The 17,426-nt window shown below is 74.9% G+C and carries 16 protein-coding genes and 1 pseudogene; 9 read left to right on the top strand and 8 right to left on the bottom strand.

What is annotated here, in order from left to right:
* A pseudogene (locus PSD17_RS12885) lies at positions 1–705 on the bottom strand (hypothetical protein); the annotation flags it as partial.
* 62 nt (positions 706–767) lie between these two features.
* A complete protein-coding gene (locus tag PSD17_RS12880; protein WP_233899229.1) occupies positions 768–3,143 on the bottom strand; it encodes a transglycosylase domain-containing protein in 2,376 nt (791 codons plus the stop codon).
* 170 nt (positions 3,144–3,313) lie between these two features.
* Between PSD17_RS12880 and PSD17_RS12875 the strand changes: the two genes are divergently transcribed.
* The 3 genes from PSD17_RS12875 (at position 3,314) to PSD17_RS12865 (ending at position 4,792) form a co-directional block, all read left to right on the top strand.
* Positions 3,314–3,670: a WhiB family transcriptional regulator gene (locus PSD17_RS12875; protein ID WP_013678464.1), complete on the top strand. Its 357-nt coding sequence runs from the start codon at positions 3,314–3,316 to the stop codon at positions 3,668–3,670.
* A gap of 349 nt (positions 3,671–4,019) precedes the next feature.
* Complete coding sequence (locus PSD17_RS12870; RefSeq protein ID WP_339122755.1) at positions 4,020–4,373, top strand: AbrB/MazE/SpoVT family DNA-binding domain-containing protein; 354 nt, start codon at positions 4,020–4,022, stop codon at positions 4,371–4,373.
* The gene (locus PSD17_RS12865) at positions 4,370–4,792 is read left to right on the top strand and encodes a PIN domain-containing protein (RefSeq protein ID WP_013678466.1); all 423 of its coding nucleotides are present in this window, start codon (positions 4,370–4,372) and stop codon (positions 4,790–4,792) included. Before PSD17_RS12870 ends, PSD17_RS12865 begins: the two co-directional genes overlap by 4 nt.
* A 734-nt stretch (positions 4,793–5,526) precedes the next feature.
* Here PSD17_RS12865 and PSD17_RS12860 read toward each other — a convergent pair.
* The 3 genes from PSD17_RS12860 to PSD17_RS12850 form a co-directional block, all read right to left on the bottom strand.
* Positions 5,527–5,823, bottom strand: coding sequence for a putative quinol monooxygenase (locus PSD17_RS12860; RefSeq protein WP_339122754.1), 297 nt, complete (start codon positions 5,821–5,823; stop codon positions 5,527–5,529).
* Positions 5,824–6,364: 541 nt separating this feature from the next.
* On the bottom strand, positions 6,365–7,546 hold the full coding sequence (locus PSD17_RS12855; RefSeq protein ID WP_013678468.1) for an ArsA family ATPase: 1,182 nt from the start codon (positions 7,544–7,546) through the stop codon (positions 6,365–6,367).
* Positions 7,543–8,571, bottom strand: coding sequence for an ArsA-related P-loop ATPase (locus tag PSD17_RS12850; protein WP_013678469.1), 1,029 nt, complete (start codon positions 8,569–8,571; stop codon positions 7,543–7,545). Before PSD17_RS12850 ends, PSD17_RS12855 begins: the two co-directional genes overlap by 4 nt.
* A 113-nt stretch (positions 8,572–8,684) precedes the next feature.
* On the opposite strand from PSD17_RS12850, the gene PSD17_RS12845 reads away from it, so the two are divergent.
* From PSD17_RS12845 to PSD17_RS12830, 4 genes are all read left to right on the top strand, one after another.
* The gene (locus PSD17_RS12845; RefSeq protein WP_013678470.1) at positions 8,685–8,864 is read left to right on the top strand and encodes a DUF4177 domain-containing protein; all 180 of its coding nucleotides are present in this window, start codon (positions 8,685–8,687) and stop codon (positions 8,862–8,864) included.
* Positions 8,865–8,867: 3 nt separating this feature from the next.
* Positions 8,868–9,323 (top strand): RidA family protein, encoded by a 456-nt coding sequence (locus tag PSD17_RS12840; protein ID WP_339122753.1) that lies wholly within the window; start codon positions 8,868–8,870, stop codon positions 9,321–9,323.
* 2 nt (positions 9,324–9,325) lie between these two features.
* Positions 9,326–9,937, top strand: a complete 612-nt coding sequence (locus PSD17_RS12835; protein WP_013678472.1) for a hypothetical protein — start codon at positions 9,326–9,328, stop codon at positions 9,935–9,937.
* Positions 9,938–10,004: 67 nt separating this feature from the next.
* Positions 10,005–12,749: a hypothetical protein gene (locus PSD17_RS12830; RefSeq protein ID WP_339122752.1), complete on the top strand. Its 2,745-nt coding sequence runs from the start codon at positions 10,005–10,007 to the stop codon at positions 12,747–12,749.
* A gap of 25 nt (positions 12,750–12,774) precedes the next feature.
* Here PSD17_RS12830 and PSD17_RS12825 read toward each other — a convergent pair whose 3' ends face one another.
* Entirely contained in the window at positions 12,775–13,665 is an 891-nt protein-coding gene (locus tag PSD17_RS12825; protein ID WP_013678474.1) for a Gfo/Idh/MocA family protein, read from the bottom strand.
* 71 nt (positions 13,666–13,736) lie between these two features.
* Here PSD17_RS12825 and PSD17_RS12820 point away from each other — a divergent pair, with 71 nt between their 5' ends.
* Together PSD17_RS12820 and PSD17_RS12815 are read left to right on the top strand one after the other, a co-directional pair.
* Positions 13,737–14,564, top strand: coding sequence for an NUDIX hydrolase (locus PSD17_RS12820; RefSeq protein ID WP_339122751.1), 828 nt, complete (start codon positions 13,737–13,739; stop codon positions 14,562–14,564).
* Positions 14,561–15,358, top strand: a complete 798-nt coding sequence (locus tag PSD17_RS12815; protein WP_013678476.1) for an MBL fold metallo-hydrolase — start codon at positions 14,561–14,563, stop codon at positions 15,356–15,358. Before PSD17_RS12820 ends, PSD17_RS12815 begins: the two co-directional genes overlap by 4 nt.
* A 10-nt stretch (positions 15,359–15,368) precedes the next feature.
* Here PSD17_RS12815 and PSD17_RS12810 read toward each other — a convergent pair whose 3' ends face one another.
* Together PSD17_RS12810 and PSD17_RS12805 are read right to left on the bottom strand one after the other, a co-directional pair.
* Complete coding sequence (locus PSD17_RS12810; protein WP_339122750.1) at positions 15,369–16,598, bottom strand: MFS transporter; 1,230 nt, start codon at positions 16,596–16,598, stop codon at positions 15,369–15,371.
* Positions 16,599–16,651: 53 nt separating this feature from the next.
* Positions 16,652–17,326: a Crp/Fnr family transcriptional regulator gene (locus PSD17_RS12805; RefSeq protein ID WP_013678478.1), complete on the bottom strand. Its 675-nt coding sequence runs from the start codon at positions 17,324–17,326 to the stop codon at positions 16,652–16,654.
* Between the last annotated feature and the right edge of the window lie 100 nt (positions 17,327–17,426).

Here is a 17,426-nt window from a genome sequence, read left to right as displayed (position 1 = left end):
CGGCACCGCCGGCCGCGGCGCCGGCACCGCGGGCTCGTGCGCTGCGTGATCGCGCGCAGCCGGGTCGTCGGCGGCGGGGTCGTGGGCAAGGTCGTGGGCGGGGTCGTGGGCGGGGTCGTGGGCGGACCCGTCGCGCATTGCGGGGTCCTGCGCGGCGGCCTCGAGCGTGGCGCCCGGGTCCGGAGCCGTCGTCGGTTGGTGGGGGGCGACGGCAGCGCCCCGGGTGGCGCGGTCCTGATCGGCGTGTCGCGACGTCCGGCCGGGACGGTCGACCGTCCCGGGCGCGGGGTCGGGCGCGGGCGCGGGCGCGGCGGGAGGCCCCGCGACGGTGCCCGGTTCCCGACGCGGCTCCACCACAGCGGCCGAGGCCGAACCCGACGCCGGGCGAGCCGTCGGCGGCGGTGTCGCCGGCACATCTGGGCGCACCGCTTCCGCGGAGCCGACCGCCGCTGCACGCGCCGCGGCAGCCCGCTGCGCCACCAGCCAGGCGACGGTCCCCGCTGCGGGCGGGGGCGTGTCCGGGTTGTCGTACGTCGCGAGATCGACGTCGCCGCCCGCGAGCCCGGTCACGCGGCCGCCGCCGTCGACCGTCGGGAGCTCCAGCGGCGGGAGCTCGAAACCGGGCAGGCCGGTCGCAGGCTCCGCGAGCGCGGGGTCGGCGGTTCCGTCGGGCTCCCACAGTGGATCGACCGGCCCCCGCCCCATACACGGGATGCTAGGTCGAGGCGATCGTCCGGTCGATCCGTGGAAGCGGCGCGTCGCGCGCGTCAGCCGCCCGGCCGGCCCCCCTCGCCTCCGCCGTCGTCGGGCGGGGCCGGGGGCGTGGTCGTCTCGTCGCCAGGAGCCGGCGGCGCCTCGGGGACGGTGCCGCTGGAGATCTGCAGGATGATCGTCTCGCCGGGCAGCGCGGTACCGCGGGGGCTCTGCCCGACGACGGTGCCCCTGGGCGCGTTGTTGTCGACGGTCCGCACGGACACCCGCCAGTTGGCCCGCTGCAGGACCGAGGTCGCGTCGGCCTGCCCGCGCCCGATGACGTCGGGCACGCGGGTCTCGGCACCACCGGTGAGGAAGCGGTCGGCGGTGGGCGGCAGCGGCAGCACCGGCTGGCCCTCGAGGATCGGCGTCACCGCGCCGAACCACGTCTCGGCCGGCGTCTTGCCCCCGAAGATGTTGCCGCTGCGGCAGGCGAAGGGCGCGCCGGCACCGTCGCACAACGGCTTGGGCGCGTTGGAGTTGTCGAACGTGATGACCGCGCCGGCCAGCTGCGGGACCGCGCCGACGAACGCCGCGGACTTGTGCTGCTGCGTCGTCCCGGTCTTGCCGAGCATCGGGCGGTTCCAGCCGACCTGCCGCGCGGCACCGGCGGCGGTGCCGATCAGGTCGTCCTTGCTCAGGGCGTTGACCAGCGTGTTCGCCAGCTCGGGCTCGACGGCCTGCTCGCAGGGAGCCTCGATGACCGGCACGGGCCGGCCGGCGGCGTCGGTCACCGACTCGATCGGGGTGGGGGGGCACCACTTGCCGGCGCTGTAGAGCGTCGCGCCGACGTTGGCCAGCTCGAGCACGCTCGTCGGCGTGACACCGAGGGTGAACGACGCCAGCTTCTGCGCCTTGGTGACCTCCGCGATCGAGCGGTCGGTCCGGCGGCGCGTGTTGGGGTCGACGAAGGGCGTCGTGGCCAGCGACTTCATCCCCAGCCGCACCGACATGTCGACGACGTCGGGCACCCCGGTGAACTCCTCCAGCTTCACGAACGCGGTGTTCGGCGAGGTGGCCAGCGCGTCGGTCAGCGTCATGCGGTCGGGGTAGTTGCCGGCGTTGGCGACGGGGACCGGGCGGCCGTTGCCGTCGATGTAGATCGGGGAGGCGTACCCGCTCGGCGGCACGGCGAGCGTGTAGTTGATGCCGAGGCCCTTCTCCAGCGCCGTGGCCGCCGTGAAGATCTTGTACACCGAGCCCGCGCCGAGGTTGACCGGCTGGTACGGCAGGCCGTAGCTGGTCTGCTGCTTGCTGGCGTCGAGGCCGAACGTGCGGCTCGAGCCCATCGCGAGGACGCGGTGCTTGTCCTGGCCGGGCTGCACGAGCGACATCACGTTGGCGACGTTGGGCTGCGTCGGCGGGACCTCGGCGTCGAGCGAGGCCTTCATCTTCTGCAGCATCCCGCGGTCCAGCGTGGAGCGGATCGTGTAGCCGCCGCGGGTGAGCTGGTCGACCGGGAAGCCCGCCTCGCTGAGGTACTCGACCACGTACTTGCAGAAGTAGCCGGCGTCGCCCGCGCCGATACAGCCGTTGGGCTGCACGTTGAGCGGCGACACGACGCCGAGTGGGCTGGCCACCGCCTCGCGGGCCTGGGCGTCGTCGATCATGCCCTGTTCCCGCATCTGCGTGATCACCAGGTTGCGACGGTCGAGCGCCGCCTGCGGGTTGGCCACCGGGTCGAAGGCCGTGGTGCTGCGGACCATTCCCGCCAGCAGGGCGGCCTGCGCGACGGTGAGCTTGTCGGCCGTCGTGCCGAAGTACGTGCGCGCCGCCGACGCGATGCCGTAGGCCCCGTTGCCCCAGAACACGATGTTGAGGTAGCGGGTGAGGATGTCCTCCTTGGAGAGACTGCGCTCCATCTGCAGCGCGATCCGCGCCTCCTTGAGCTTGCGGGCGGGCGTCTGCTCGGTCGCCTTCAACCGCTCGCTGTCGGTCTTCGCCTCGACGTAGAGCATGTAGTTCTTGACGTACTGCTGGGTGAGCGTGGAGGCGCCCTGCACGACGTCGCCCGACGCCGAGTTGGCGATGACCGCACGCATCGTGCCCTGCCAGTCGACGCCCTGGTGCTGGTAGAAGCGCCGGTCCTCGATCGCGACGATCGCGGCCTTCATCGCCGGCGAGATCTGGTCGGCCGTGACGGCCTGCCGGTTCTGGTCGAACAGGTAGGCCACGGGCTCACCCGCGGAGTCGAGGATCGTCGTCCGCAGCGGGAGGGCGCCGTCGAGCAGGTCGGTCGAGGAGTTGTTGACGCCGTCGCCCGCGTCGTTCGACAGCAGGCCCACGCCCGCGGCGAACGGGAAGGCCATGCCTGCGGCGACGACACCGGCCAGCAGACACAGTCCGAGCAGCATGCCGATCGGCCGGCGGACGTGGGGAGGCAACCTCACGGGGCACCACAGTACGCGGACAGAGGTGACAGTCCCGTCAGGCGACGCAGGCGGGAAGTTGAGTAGAACTACTCTCTATACGGCGGAACCGAACCATCCGACGATTCGTCTCAGCGAGGTCGCGCAGGGCGCGCGGCGACGGACCGGACGGAAATCGGGGGCTCGGGGCCATGACCACGACGGCGCGCAGGACGAAGACCAGCACCTGGAACTGGCGGGTCGCCGCTCGCTGCCGCACCTCCGACGGCGACGGTCTCTTCGTCACCGGTGCCGCGCAGCGCGAGGCGCGCGGCTTCTGCTTCGCCTGCCCCGTGCGCACCGAGTGCCTCGCGCACGCGCTCGACGAGCGGATCGAGTTCGGTGTCTGGGGCGGGATGACCGAGCGGGAGCGACGGGCCCTGCTGCGCAGCCGGCCCGACGTCGCGTCGTGGGCCGAGCTGTTGGGGGAGGCGCGGACCGCGCACTACACGGCCGAGGTCACCGCCGCCCGAGCTGCCGCGGCGACCGCGATGGAGAAGTCGGCCTGAGACCCGCGCCGTCGCACAGTGGGGACGGCGGCGCGCCCGTACCGGCCCCGGCGTCCATCGGGGTGTGCCGTTCCTGGGGAGGGCGGCGCGTCGGACGTCGGGGTCGGTCGTGGGTGATCGGGCGGCGCTGCTCGGCGCGGTTGGCGTCCGTCATGTCCCGCCGACGGCGATCACCCCTCGCGAGCCGCGTGCGACGACCGCGTCCCGCTAACGGCGATCACCGCGGCGGACGGGCGGGGGACGCCGGTGTGTCGCTGCATGACGGCTGCCGTCCGGCGCCGGGCCCTCCGGCTGCATTCGTCGGTCATCGAAACGAGTCACAGGGAGCCATGTCTGACACCCTGGCGATGTGACACAGTCAGACGAAGCCAGCCCCAGTATCGAGGTGTCCGTCAACAATCAGGGGAGGGTGACGATTCCGGCGCAGGTGCGCAGGGCCGCGGGGATCGAGCCCGGCGACTCCGTTCTCATCCACGTCGAGGACGGACGGGTCGTGATCGAGACCCGCGCACAGCTGGCCGCGCGGATCCGTCGCGAGGTGGCGGCGGCCTGGGAGGGCACCGGCTCGGTGGTCGACGAGCTCGCGGCCGAGCGGCGGGCCGAGGCGCGGGCCGAGGCCGGCGGGATCACCGCAGCCGACGAGCAGCCCGACGCCGACGACGCGACCGGCGGTGCCGACGACGACCCGGACCCGGAGCGATGAGCGAACCTCCTGCCGACGCGCCGGCCGACCGCATGGTGCTCGACGCCTCGGCGCTGCTGGCATGGCTGCGCGCCGAACCGGGCGCCGACGTCGTCGAGCCCCACCTCGCCGGCGCGGCGATCAGCACGGTGAGCTGGTCGGAGGTCGGGCAGAAACTTGCCCAACACGGTGTCGACGCCGCACGCACCCTGCACCAGGTCCGGGTCCTCGGCGTGATCGTCGAGCCGTTCACCCTCGACGACGCGGCGACCGCGGCCGCGTTCTGGGAACCCGGCCGCGAGGCCGGCCTGTCGCTGGGCGACCGCTGCTGCCTCGCGCTGGCCGCGCGGCTCGACCGACCCGCGCTGACCGCGGACGCGGCATGGACCAGGATCGGCGACATCGCGGCGTTCGGCGTCCCGATCCACCTCATCCGGTAGCCGCCGGCGGGTCCGTGGCGATGGCCGAGACGGACTCGTCGGGACGCCGGGCCGGCTATTGCCGGCACCGGTCGCACCAGTCCCCGGCGCCAGCAGGACCGGGGTGGACCCAGCCGGATCCAGGTGCGGTTCTCGCGCGGGGAAGGTCCGGCGCCACTGCGCGGCCCGGCGTGCACAGGCCACAGCGGCAACCGGATGATCGCCAGGCACGGGCCATCACCGCAATGCACTGCGCTCATGTCCCGCAGTCCGCGATCACCACCCTCGCGCGATCCAGCCGCGGACGACCAGACGACCCAGAAGGCCCACCAGCGCGACTCGGAACGCGCACGTCCCGAGAGCCGGCGATCACCCGGGGCCTTGGCGACAGCGCGCCTGACGTCCACGAGGTCGTGGCCGGGTCGGGCGCGACGTCCCGGGAAGGTCGTCGGCGTCCGGATCGCCTCGCAGGGCGACGGTCGGCGACAGGGTGCCGCCATCGGTCCTGCTCCGAGCACGCATCGGCATCGCCGGCCACGACGACGTCAGGCCGAACCTTCGTGTGCGCGAGGTCGATTCGGCGGAGTCCGATCCGAGCCGGTCGTCGAACCCGTCCCTGGTCTCGAGCACGACGGTGTCGCCCGGATCGGTCGTGCCCGGCACCGGGATCGAGGGCGAGGTGCATGGCGCGATCGATCCCGATGTGGTGCGCGGGCCAGGTGCGAGGACTCCCCCTTCGGGCGGGACGTCTCGGGTCAGAGCACAGCGACGATGTCGACCGGGCGGATGTCGGGGTCGGTCGCGAGCAGGTCCGGCCCGACGTTGGCCAGAGCCTTCGGGATTTCGCCGTTGATGTGGGCCTGTCGGGCATCCTCGGTCTCGAACGTGTCGAAGATGCCGAAGGTGTTCTCGTCAATGCGGAAGGCGTACCAGGTGACGGTCCCTTCCTCGGCCTCTGCGATGGCTCGGCCGCTCTCCAGGAAGGCAGCGAGCTCATCCGCCTTGCCCGCCTTGGCCTCGAGACGAGCGAGCAGACCGATTCGGACGGTCATGGGTTCTCCTTGCGATAGGGGGATTGGGGAGCAGACCTGCGTGCTCCCGGTCCGTCACGGCGCTGTGAACGGCCCGGCGCAATCCGCGCGAAGCGGACGTGAGTCCATGGCCGAGCGGACGAGCCCCACCGGGTACCGGGTGAGGCAGCCAATTTCTAGCACCGCTCGTTCTGGAGCGCTAGCTCCAGAACGAGTGATCGTCTCGGTGAGCACTGGCCTGGCCGGATGCCGCTTCCGCTACGACACCTGGCCGGCGGGCTCCGCGCGCCTTCGACACGGACGCCGCCGGACCGGGAGTGGTGCGATCGGGTGTGATCCGACGGGACCTGCTCCGGCAGGGCACCACAGCCACTGATCACGAGACCGGGGCTTCGCCGCACCACTCGACGCCCATGGCGCGATTCCCGATCGGCTCCCGGATGCACGGCGCGACAGCACATGCACGCTCCGTGCCCGGGCTCGCCGGCCCAGGCCGACGTTCCGTCCGCACCGGGGTTCCGCCTCCCGGCCGACGGCTCCCGGCACCGGGCCGGGCTGCGGGTCAGCGGGCTTCGCGGAGCAGGGCGGGGACCACCGGCTCGTCCTCGACCGTCGCGAGGCGGGCGCCGATCTCGCGCAGGCCGTCGAGGTCGGAGACGTCGGCGCTGACGGCGGGGACCCGGGTCACGGCGACCGTCGGGTGCGCCCCGGCGAACCGGGCGAGCAGCCGGTCCTCGCGGTCGGCCAGGTCGACACGGTCGGCGTGCAGCCGCAGTACGGCGGCGGCGAGCCTGCCGCCCTGGCCGGTGGCCGACTCCGCGGCGGCGCGCGCCTTCGCGGCCGAGAGCGGCGCCAGGACGGGGTGGGTCCGGTTCAGGACCAGCCCGGCCAGGGGCATCTCCTCGGCGGAGAGCCGGTCGACGAAGTAGGCCGCCTCGCGCAGGGCGTCGGGCTCGGGCGTCGCGACGACGACGAACGCCGTACCGGGCGAACGCAGCAGCGCGTAGGTGGCGGTGGCCCGCTCGCGGAACCCGCCGAACATCGTGTCGAAGGCCTGCACGAACGCCGAGGCGTCGGCGAGGAGCTGGCCGCCGAGGATCGTCGAGACCGCCTTGGCGAAGAGCCCGAACCCCGCGCCGACGATCTTGCGGATGCCCCGGCCGCCCGCGCGCGCGGGCGAGGAGAGCAGCCGGATCATGCGACCGTCGAGGAAGTTCGACATCCGTTGCGGCGCATCGAGGAAGTCGAGCGCGGACCGCGACGGCGGGGTGTCGACCACGATGAGGTCCCACGTGTCGGTCGCGGCGAGCTGGCCGAGCTTCTCCATGGCCATGTACTCCTGCGTTCCGGAGAACGACGAGGAGACGGTCTGGTAGAAGGGGTTGGCGATGATCTTCTCGGCGCGGTCGGGGTCGGCGTGGGCGTGGACCATCTCGTCGAAGGTCCGGCGCATGTCCAGCATCATCGCGTGCAGCTCGCCCGCGTGCGGCCCGTCGACGGCGCCGACACGGCTCGGCTCGTTGGACAGCTCGGAGAGCCCGAGGGCCTGGGCCAGCCGTTTCGCGGGGTCGATCGTCAGCACGACGACGCTGCGGCCGCGCTCGGCGGCACGCAGCGCGAGCGCGGCGGAGGTCGTCGTCTTGCCGACGCCACCCGCGCCGCAGCACACGACGATGCGGGTGTCCCGGTCGTCGATCAGGGCGTCGACGTCGAGGGGGTCGGTGCGCCGCTCGCGGGGGGTCACGCGACGACCTCGTCGGCACGGCGGGCACCCACGCCCTGCTCGGCCAGCGCGTCGGCCAGGTCGTAGAGCGACCCGAGATCGATCCCGCCGAGCACCTGGGGCAGCTCCAGCCGGCCCAGCCGGGGGCCGGTGGCGGCGTCGAGGCGGGCCATCGCCGCGTTCTCCGCGGCGACGCGGACGGCGTGCTCCACGGTCTCGGCGACCAGCCCGTCGACCACGTCGGCGGGCAGGTCGAGGCCCGCGGCGACGAGACCGCTGCGGACGCGCCCGGCGTCGACGCGCCCGTCGGCGGCGGGGGCGACGGACCGGTCGGGCAACCACTGCTCCCGCACCTTGTTGACGATCACCGCACCGGTGCGCAGATCGGCGGCGGCGAGCTCGTCGGCCGCCTCGAGCGTCTCGGTCACCGGCAGCTCCTCGAGGAGGGTGACGAGGTGCACCGCGGTCTGCGGGGAGTGCAGCAACCGGACCACCCCCTCGGCCTGCTTGTGGATCGGCCCGGCCTTGGCCAGGTCGGCCATCGCCTTGGTGACGTCGAGGAAGTTGACCAGCCGCCCGGTGGGCGGGGCGTCGAGGACGACCGCGTCGTACACGCGCCGCCCGTCGCGCACGCGGGAGACGCACTCCTTGACCTTGCCGGTGAGCAGGACGTCGCGCAGGCCGGGGGCGAGGGTCGTCGCGAACTCGATGGCGCCCATGCGCCGCAACGTCCGCCCGGCGACGCCCAGCCGGTAGAACATCTCGAAGTACTCGAGCAGGGCGGCCTCGACGTCGACGGCGAGCGCCCGCACCTCGCCGCCACCGGGAGCGACGGCGATCTTGCGCTCCTCGTAGGGCAGCGGGGCGGTGTCGAAGACCTGGGCGATGCCCTGCCTGCCCTCGACCTCGATGAGCAAGGTGCGCCTGCCGCCCTCGGCCAGCGCGAGCGCCAGCGCGGCGGCGACGGTGGTCTTGCCGGTGCCGCCCTTGCCCGACACGACGTGCAGGCGCACGTCGGACATGGCGGCGGGCCAACCGGAAGTCATCACGCGGTCCAGGGTACGGAGCGTCCCCGGGCGTTCGCCTGGTGAGCGGCCCCACGTCCGTCCGGTCGAGCCGCCGTCGGACACGCGCAGTAGCGGAACTAGAGTCCCGGGCCATGAGTGCGCCCGGAACCACCCGGTGGGAGTACCTCACCGCTCCCCTCCTGATCCACAACACCAAGGCGATCCTCGACAACTTCGGCCGCGACGGCTGGGAGCTCGTCACGGTGACCGCGACGGGTCAGCCGGGCGCGGAGCAGCTGGTCGCCTACTTCAAGCGGCCGGCGCAGGGCTGAGCCGTGGCCCCCTCCGACACGTTGCGTGAGCTCGGGATCACGCTCCCCTCCGTGCCGAAGCCGGCCGGTTCCTACATCCCGGCGCGCCGGTCGGGGTCGCTGGTCTACACGGCCGGCCAGGTGCCGATCGTCGACGGCGCCGTCGTCGCCCAGGGCAAGGTGGGCGCCGAGGTGACCACCGAGCAGGCCTACGACCTGGCGAGGATCTGCGCGCTCAACGCCATCGCCGCGGTCGGCGGGCTCGTCGGGATCGACGCGATCACCGGCATCGTCAAGGTGGTCGGCTTCGTCGCCTCCGCGCCGGGCTACAACGACCAGCCGAAGGTCGTGAACGGCGCATCCGATCTGCTCGGACAGCTGTTCGGCGAGGCCGGGCTGCACGCCCGCTCCGCCGTCGGGGTGGCCGAGCTGCCGCTGAACGTGCCGGTCGAGGTCGAGCTCGTCGTCGAGGTGGCCTGACCGTGGCCCGGGCAGCCGTCGACGCCTGCCACGAGCTGCTGCTCCTGCTCGCCGGCCGGCTGCCCGACGACGTCGCCTGGCGGCTGCGCGACTGGCTCGCCGACGACACCGACGGTGGCCGGGCGGCCGTTGCCGCGACGTTGCCGCGGGCGCTGTTGCGCAACCGCGTCGGCATCACCGACCACGAGCGCTCGCTGTTGCTCACGACGATCGGCGACGACGGTGCCGTTCGGCGCACGGTCGGTGCGATCCTGCCGGTCGGCGCACCCGAGCGGCCCGCCTTCGAGTTCCGCGCGGCCCCCGACCGGTGGGACGCCGCGCAGCTCGCCGTGCTCGCCGTCGCTCGCGGGACGTCCGGCGTGCGCGAGGTCCTGCGCAGCGTGCGCAGCGGACCGTTCGGCGAGCGCACGGTGCACGTCGTCCTCGGGGGCGACCGTCCGTGGGCCCTGACGGGCACACTGCAACGGCTGTTGCGGGCCCATGGCGAGCGCACCCCGTGTGTCGAGGTGCTGCCCGTCGATCTCGACCCCCCGCCCTACCACAAAGCCGCGATCGTGGGCTCCGCTCCGGTGTGGTCGGCGACCGCCGTCCCGGCAGCCGCCGCCTCGTCCTGACGGGCCCGACGCCCAGCAGGCCCGACGACCCGCCCCGGAGCCCGGCGAGCGCGGCGAAGGAGGACACGTGGCGGAACTCTCGACCACGGCCCTGACCACACACGAGCTGCTGCTCGCCCTCGCCGGCAGGGTCGACGACGACCTCCTCGCCATCTGCCGCGAGCTCATCGCCGTCGGGGACGACGCCCCCGCGTTCGAGCTGCTCACCGCCGCCCTGGTCGCGGCGCACACGCAGGTACCGCCCCGCGTGCGCGAGACGCTCGTCGCCGCGGCCGCACGGCTGCGGATCGATCTCGACGCCGACCGCAGGCTGCCCGTCGCGGCCCCCGAGAACGGCACGCCGCACCGGTTCGCCGCCGACTCCGACGCCCCCGGCCTCGGCGCGCGCGTCGCGGAGGCCCTGGCCGCGCACCGGCCGGGCGGCGGGCACAGCTGGCTGACGTGGCGCACCACCCCGGCGGGCACCGCGCCCGGCCCGGTTCCGCACCCGGTGCTGCTCGTCGAGATCCCCGGGACGCCGGGCCCGGAGGACCACGCAGCGGACGTGCTCGCCTACCGGCTGTCGGCCACGTTGCAGCGGATCGGGCTCTCCGTCGGCGTCGAGGTGTTCGTCGCGGGCTCGGCGCTGCCCGCCTACCACGCGGAGGCGCTGAGCACGGCCCGTCCGGTGCCGTCGCCCGCGCCGGCGGCGCCGATCACCGACCAGCCGCCGATGCCGCCCGCGACCGGACGGCTCGCGTCGGTGCCGGTGGTGAGCGGCGCGTCGCGCCCGATGCGTCCGCTGCGGCCGGTGACCGAGAGCGCGGCGCTGCCGACCGTCCAGCAGCCGAGCACCCCGCCACCGAGCACCCCGCCACCGAATCCGACGAACGTCCCGCCACCGGGCAACCCGCCGTCGGATTCCGCCATCCGATTCCGTCCGCCCGCGGCGTCCGGCCCCCCACCGGCGCTGCCCACGACGGTCGATCCGGCCGCCCTGGCCCGCCCGACCTCGGCGCCGACGGGGCCGATCGAGACGTCCGGCGCGCGGCCCGCCGTCGAGCTGCCGACGACGACGTTCCCCGCCACCGAGCCCGCACCCGCCCCCCGGCGCCGACGCGCGGCGGAGCCGCCGGACGGCCCCCCGGCCCCCGCGCCGACCAATGGGGTCGGCCGGCACGGCGGAGGGGACCCGTCGGCCACCGGACCGCGACCCACCGGCCGGGCCGCGCACGCCCGTCCGACGCCCGAGGCCCCCACGCCGAACGGCGTCCCGTCGGCCGCGGCAGCCGGGTCCGAGACCGTCGGGCCGGCCCCGGCCGAGGCCGCGACCGAGCGACCGACCCCGCCGGAGGGCACCCAGAACAGCGGGTTCGCCCCGCCCGCGGCTGCCGCGCCCCGCCATCGGGAGCAGCCGGAATGGATCGGCTTCGCTCCCGACGGGCCGCCCGCCGGCGCCCGTCCGCTCGACCCGCGCGGCCGGGTCGCCCCGGCCGAGACCGGCGCGAACGGGCACCCGGTCCAGGGTGAGACGTCCGCGGGCCCGCGCCGACCACCCAACGGCGCCCCCGTGCCTGCCGCGACGGACGGCGGCGTCGACCCGCTCGCCGGGCCGTCGCAGCTGGTGACCGGCCCGGAGGAGGTCGCCCCGGACGGTCCCGGACGCACCCCGCCGGGCCGTCCCGAGGACGCACCGGCCGCGGAGGACGAGCCCCACAGCCGATCGGAGACGGACGCCCACGACGATCCGGCACTGCCGCCGGGCCCGCCGGACCCGGCGCCCGCTCCGCCGCGCACCGGCCCGTACTACGGGGCGCCCGCCCGCACCTCCCCGGACTCCGGGCCCGGCGGCGCCGACGCCTGCACGACCGACCGCACCGGGGACGACCCGCTCGGCGGGAACGGCGGCAGCGGGGACGAGGGCAGCAGGCCGGACCGGGTGCTGCGTGTCGTCAGGCCCGCGCCGGTCGGCGACGGCGCCGCAGCGCCGTTCGTCGGAATCCCGGCCCGCGGCAACGACGAGGACCGCGACAGGCCCCAGGAGAGGCCCGAGGACGGGACCGCTCCCGACGACGGCGATCCGCCGCTGCTGGCCGAGATGAACGACCCGCTGCTGGGCCCGCTGCGACAGCCGCTGCTCGACCCCCTGCTGGAGCCCACCGGCAGTTTCCGGGCGATCACCGGCGAGCGCGCCGACGTCGCCGGACCCGACGACACCACCGGCGACACCACCGGCGACACGGCCCGCACCACACGGACCGGTGCCCCGACCCCACCGAGCGGCTTGTTCGCCTCGCCGACGGCCGGGACGGGGCTGCCGCGCCGGTCGTCGCACGCGGCGCAGTTCGCCCGCCCGTTCGCCACCGACGGCGAGACGGCGGCGGTGTCCGGTGACGACCTGTTCGCCGAGTCGGCACCCCGGCCGGCGACCGCCGCGCCCCACGACGAGCGGCCGGTCGACCTCGACCCCGCCGATCCGCTGGGTGTCGGGGGCATCGTGCCGACGACCGAGGGCCCGGACGGCGGCGCGACGCACGCGTCGACGGATGCGCCGGCGGCCGCCGCGACGGAGACGCCGTTCGTCGAACCCGCGCCGCGGCCGGCACCCCGGCCCGCGCGGCGCCGGGCCCACGTCTCCCCGCCCGCCGCGGAGACGTCCACGGCACCGGACGAGGAGCAGGACGACGGCGTCGTCGACCCCATGTCGACGCTCACCGCGACCGAGCGCGACCTGCTGCGCCTGCTCCAGGTCGAGCTCGCCGCGCGCGAGGGGACCGGGGCTCCGAGCGAGAACGGCGCAGGGAAGGCCGACCCACCCGACCTGGCCGGCTGAGCCGAGCGGCGGACGGTCCCGCCGGTCAGCCGGCGAGGGCCGAGACCTGCTCGGTGATCCGCTGCAGGTGCAGGCCCCGGGCGGCGGAGCAGGGGCCGTCGGTCCGCCCGGCGGCGACGTCGGCGACGAACTCGTCGAGCAGCGTCGAGTAGGGGACGGTGGCGTCCTCGGGCCGGCTGGTCAGCAGGTACCGGCCGGCGCCGCCGAACATGGCGACCTCGAACTCGGTCGGGTCCGTCGCGACGCGCAGCGACATCGACACGCTGCTGCGCGCCCCGCCCTGGTGTGCGAGGCCGAACGCCCAGAGCCCGTCGTCGTACCGGTGCGCCCAGTCGACGCCCTGGACCCGGCCGAGCGCGAGGTCGAGCAGGTCGATCACGTGCGGTCCCACGTCGAGCAGCGCACCGTGCGTGACGCGCCATGCCGACGCGGCGAACGGGCCTCCCAGCAGCGCCCCGGAGAACCAGCGGCCGACGCCGACGGTGTCCGGCCCCGCCGGGCCGGTCGGCAGTGCGGCGATCCAGGCGCGGACCGCCGCGTCGTAGCGCAGCGTGAGGACCACCGTCGACACGACGCCGGCGTCCGCGACCGCGCGCTCGAGTCCCTCGGCGGCCGCGAGATCGGCGGCCAACGGCTTCTCCAGCACGACGTGGCGCCCCGCGGCGACGGCCCGCGGAGCGAGCTCGCCCTGGACGGCCGGAGGCACGGCGAACGCGACGGCGTCGACGTCGGCGACCAGCTCGTCGAACGTCGCGTGCACCCGCGCACCCGTGCCGTCGGCGACGGCCGCAGCGGCCTCGGACCGACGGGCCCACACCCCGGCGAGCTCTGCGACGGGATGCGCGGCGATGGCCGCCGCGTGCACCGTCGACGCCCAGGGGCCGGCTCCGACGAGGCCCATCCGCAGTCGTTGCATACCCTCATCCTGCCCGGTGACGTGGGCCCGCTCACGCTGCACCGCGCCGTGGATCGGCTAACGTCGCGACGGTGAGTGCCGGCGCGGAACGCCCCGCGGAACCCGTGGTCGCCCGCCCCGCGTCGACGGTCCTGCTCCTGCGCGACGGGCCCGACGGGCGCCTCCAGATCTTCCTGCAGCGCAGGGTGACGGGCATGGCGTTCGGCGGCGGGATGACCGTCTTCCCGGGCGGCGGCGTCGACCGGACCGACCTCGACGATCCCGCTCCCTGGTCGGGTCCCGCACCGCGCTGGTGGGCCGACCGGCTCGGCACCGAGCCGACGGTCGCGGCCGGGTTCGTGCGTGCGGCGGTGCGCGAGACGTTCGAGGAGTCCGGGGTGCTGCTGGCCTCCCGCCCCGACGGCACCCCCGTCGACCAGGGCGTCCTCGGCGAGGCCCGGGCCGACGTCGTCGCCAGGACCCGCACGTTCGGCGACGTGCTGGCCGAGGCCGGCCTGGTGCTGCGCGCCGACCTGCTGCGCCTGTGGGCGCGGTGGATCACGCCGGTCGTGCAGCCCCGGCGCTACGACACGGTGTTCTTCACCGCGCTCGTCCCCGACGGGCAGGAGGCCGACGCCCACACGACCGAGGCCGTCGAGGCGTCGTGGTGGTCGCCGTCCGACGCCCTAGCCGCCCACCGCGACAAGGAGATCGGCCTGATGCGCCCGACGCTCGCGATCCTCACCGACATCGCCCGCCATCCCGACGCGGCGTCGCTGCGCGCGGCCGGGCCCGACGGGCCGATCCGCCCGATCCTGCCCATGGTCGTCGGGCCGGGACCGCGGGTGCTGCTGCCCGGCGACCCCGGTTACGACCCGGACGTCGCGGCAGGGGTCGTGCGGACGGGAGGCGCCCGATGAGCGCGCACCCGTCCTACGGCGAGCTGCGTCCGGTGACGGCGCTGGCGTCGGTGCTGCTGGCGCACAACCCCTCGCCGATGACGTTGGAGGGCACCAACACCTGGGTGCTGCGCGCGCCGGGCGAGGAGCGCTGCGTCGTCGTCGATCCGGGCGAGCACGACGAGGAGCACCTCGCCCGGGTGGCCGCGCAGGGGCCCGTCGAGCTGGTGATCCTCACCCACCACCACCACGACCACGCGGGCGGCGCCCGCCGGTTCGCCGAGCTGACGGGCGCGCCGGTGCGGGCCCTGGACCCGTCGCTCGTGCTGGGTTCCGAGGCGCTGGCCCACGGCGACGTCGTCGCGGCCGCCGGGGTCGAGCTGCGCATCCTGTCGACGCCCGGGCACACCGCCGACTCGATCTCCCTGGTGCTCGACGGGCCCGGCGACCCGGGCCCCGCGGTCCTCACCGGCGACACGATCCTCGGCCGGGGCACGACCGTCATCGCCGAGCCGGACGGCTCTCTGGGCCCGTACCTGGACTCGCTGCGGCTGCTGCGCGAGCTGCCCGACGGCACCGACGTCCTGCCGGGGCACGGCCCCGAGCTCGCCGACGCGCCCGCGGCCGCCCGCGCCTATCTCGCGCACCGCGAGGAGCGGCTCGACCAGGTGCGCCGGGCGCTGGACACACTCGGCCCCGACGCGACGCCGCGCCAGGTCGTGGAGATCGTGTACGCCGACGTCGACCCCGTGCTGTGGAAGGCCGCGGACAGCTCGGTGAAGGCGCAACTGGAGTACCTGCGCGCGGCCCGCTGACCCGGCTGGGTCAGGCGGGCACGGCCTCGGGGGTCGCGGCGGACTCGACGGAAGCACGCCGCAGCCACAGCACGGCGGCGACGACGAGTCCGCCCACGCCGCCGACCAGGAACGCCGCGTGCGGCCCGATCGCCTCGACGACGACACCTGCCCCGGACTGCCCCGCGGCGATGCCCACCGTCGCGGCCGTGACGACCCACCCGAACGCCTCCGTGCCCGACCCCTCCGCGACGACGACGTCGATCGCGACGGAGTGGGCCGTCGTCTGCGGGGTGATCAGGGCCCCGGCCACGAGCATGACCAGTGCCGTCGCGACGACCGAGCCCGTCGCCGCGGCGAGGGTCATGGCGGCAACCGCGACCGCGAAGCCGACCAGCAGGACCGGGAGCCGCAGGTGCAGCGGGCGCGGCCACGGCCGGGCCGCGTAGCCCAGCCCGCCCAGTACCGACGTCACCGACCAGGCCGAGAGCAGGACACCGCCGAGGGCGGCGGACCCGGCCGCCGACGTCACCGCGGGCACCCCGACCTCGACCGTTCCGACGACGACACCGAACCCCAGCGACGCGAGCGCGACGGTGCGCATCCCGGGACTCGCGAGCGCACCGAGCACCGAACGACCGGTCCGGCGCGGGACGCCGCGCACCGCGCGGACGGCCCGGCTGCACGCGAACACCACGGTCCCGACGACCATCGCGGACGCCGCCACCAGCGCGCCGGTGCCGGGCCACGGCGCGGCGACGAGGAACGCCGCAACGGCCGGACCGAGGATGAAGAACACCTCGAGGCTGATCGCCTCGTAGCCGTAGCCGGCGTCGCGTCGCGGGCCGGGCGGCAGCAGCGCCGTCCACAGTGAGCGCGAGGCTCCGGGCAGCGCCGGCATCGTCGCGCCCGCGAGCACCGCGGCGGCCACCAGCGCGCCGAGCGGCCGTCCGGTCGCGACGAGCACGAGCAGCAGGGCCGACGCCCCGGCGAACAGCGCGGCGACGACGAGCAGCACCCGGGCGGGACCGCGGCGGTCCATGATCCGGCCCTGCGCCACCGCGCCGACCGACATCCCGACCAGGATGCCGGCCGAGACGAGACCCGCGGACGCGAACGACCCGGTCGTGCGCTGCACGTGGAGCAGGACGGCGAGGCCGTACATCGCGATCGGCAGCCGGCCCAGCGCCGAGCCGAGCACGGGGACCGCCGCGCCGGGGGTACGGACCGCGGCGCGGTAGTCGGAGAGCGAAACGGACACGCCTCCGACATTCACATGTCGGGTGCGGTCGGTGCCAGTGGGTTACGCGGCGGCTAACGGGCGCGGCGCGCGAGCCGCTCGGGCTCCAGGATCAGCACGCTCTTGCCCTCGAGCCGCAGCCAGCCGCGGTGCGCGAAGTCGGCGAGCGCCTTGTTGACGGTCTCGCGCGACGCGCCGACGAGCTGCGCGATCTCCTCCTGCGTCAGGTCGTGGGTGACCCGCAGCAGACCCGACTCCTGCGACCCGAACTGGCGCGCGAGCTGCAGCAGCGACTTGGCGACCCGACCGGGGACGTCGGTGAAGATCAGGTCGGCCAGCATGTTGTTGGTGCGGCGCAGGCGACGGGCGAGCACGCGCAGCAGCTGCTCCGCGATCTCGGGGCGCTTGCCGATCCACTCGCGCAGCGCGCCGCGGTCCATCGTGTACGCGCGGACCTCGGTGACCGCCGTGGCCGACGACGTGCGCGGCCCCGGGTCGAAGATCGACAGCTCGCCGAACATGTCCGACGGCCCGGCGACCATGAGCAGGTTCTCGCGACCGTCCGGCGACTTCCGGCCGATCTTCACCTTGCCGCTGCCGATGATGTAGAGACGGTCGCCGGGCTCACCCTCGGAGAAGATGACGTGCCCGCGCGGGAACTCGGCGGACTCCAGCGCCTGCGCGAGCACCTCCGCCGCATGTGGTTCCACGCCCTGGAAGATCCCGGCGCGGATCAGAACCTCGTCCACAGTCCCGCTCCTCATGTCATCCGTCGCCGGTCGGCGCGGATCATCGGCGCGTCAGTCTAGGGGGTAAGTGCCCGAACTGCGACGAGCGGTCACCCCGACA

The organism is Pseudonocardia sp. D17 (assembly GCF_036984265.1).
GTDB classification, from domain to species: domain Bacteria; phylum Actinomycetota; class Actinomycetes; order Mycobacteriales; family Pseudonocardiaceae; genus Pseudonocardia; species Pseudonocardia benzenivorans.
This window is presented reverse-complemented; position numbering and strand designations above follow the sequence as displayed.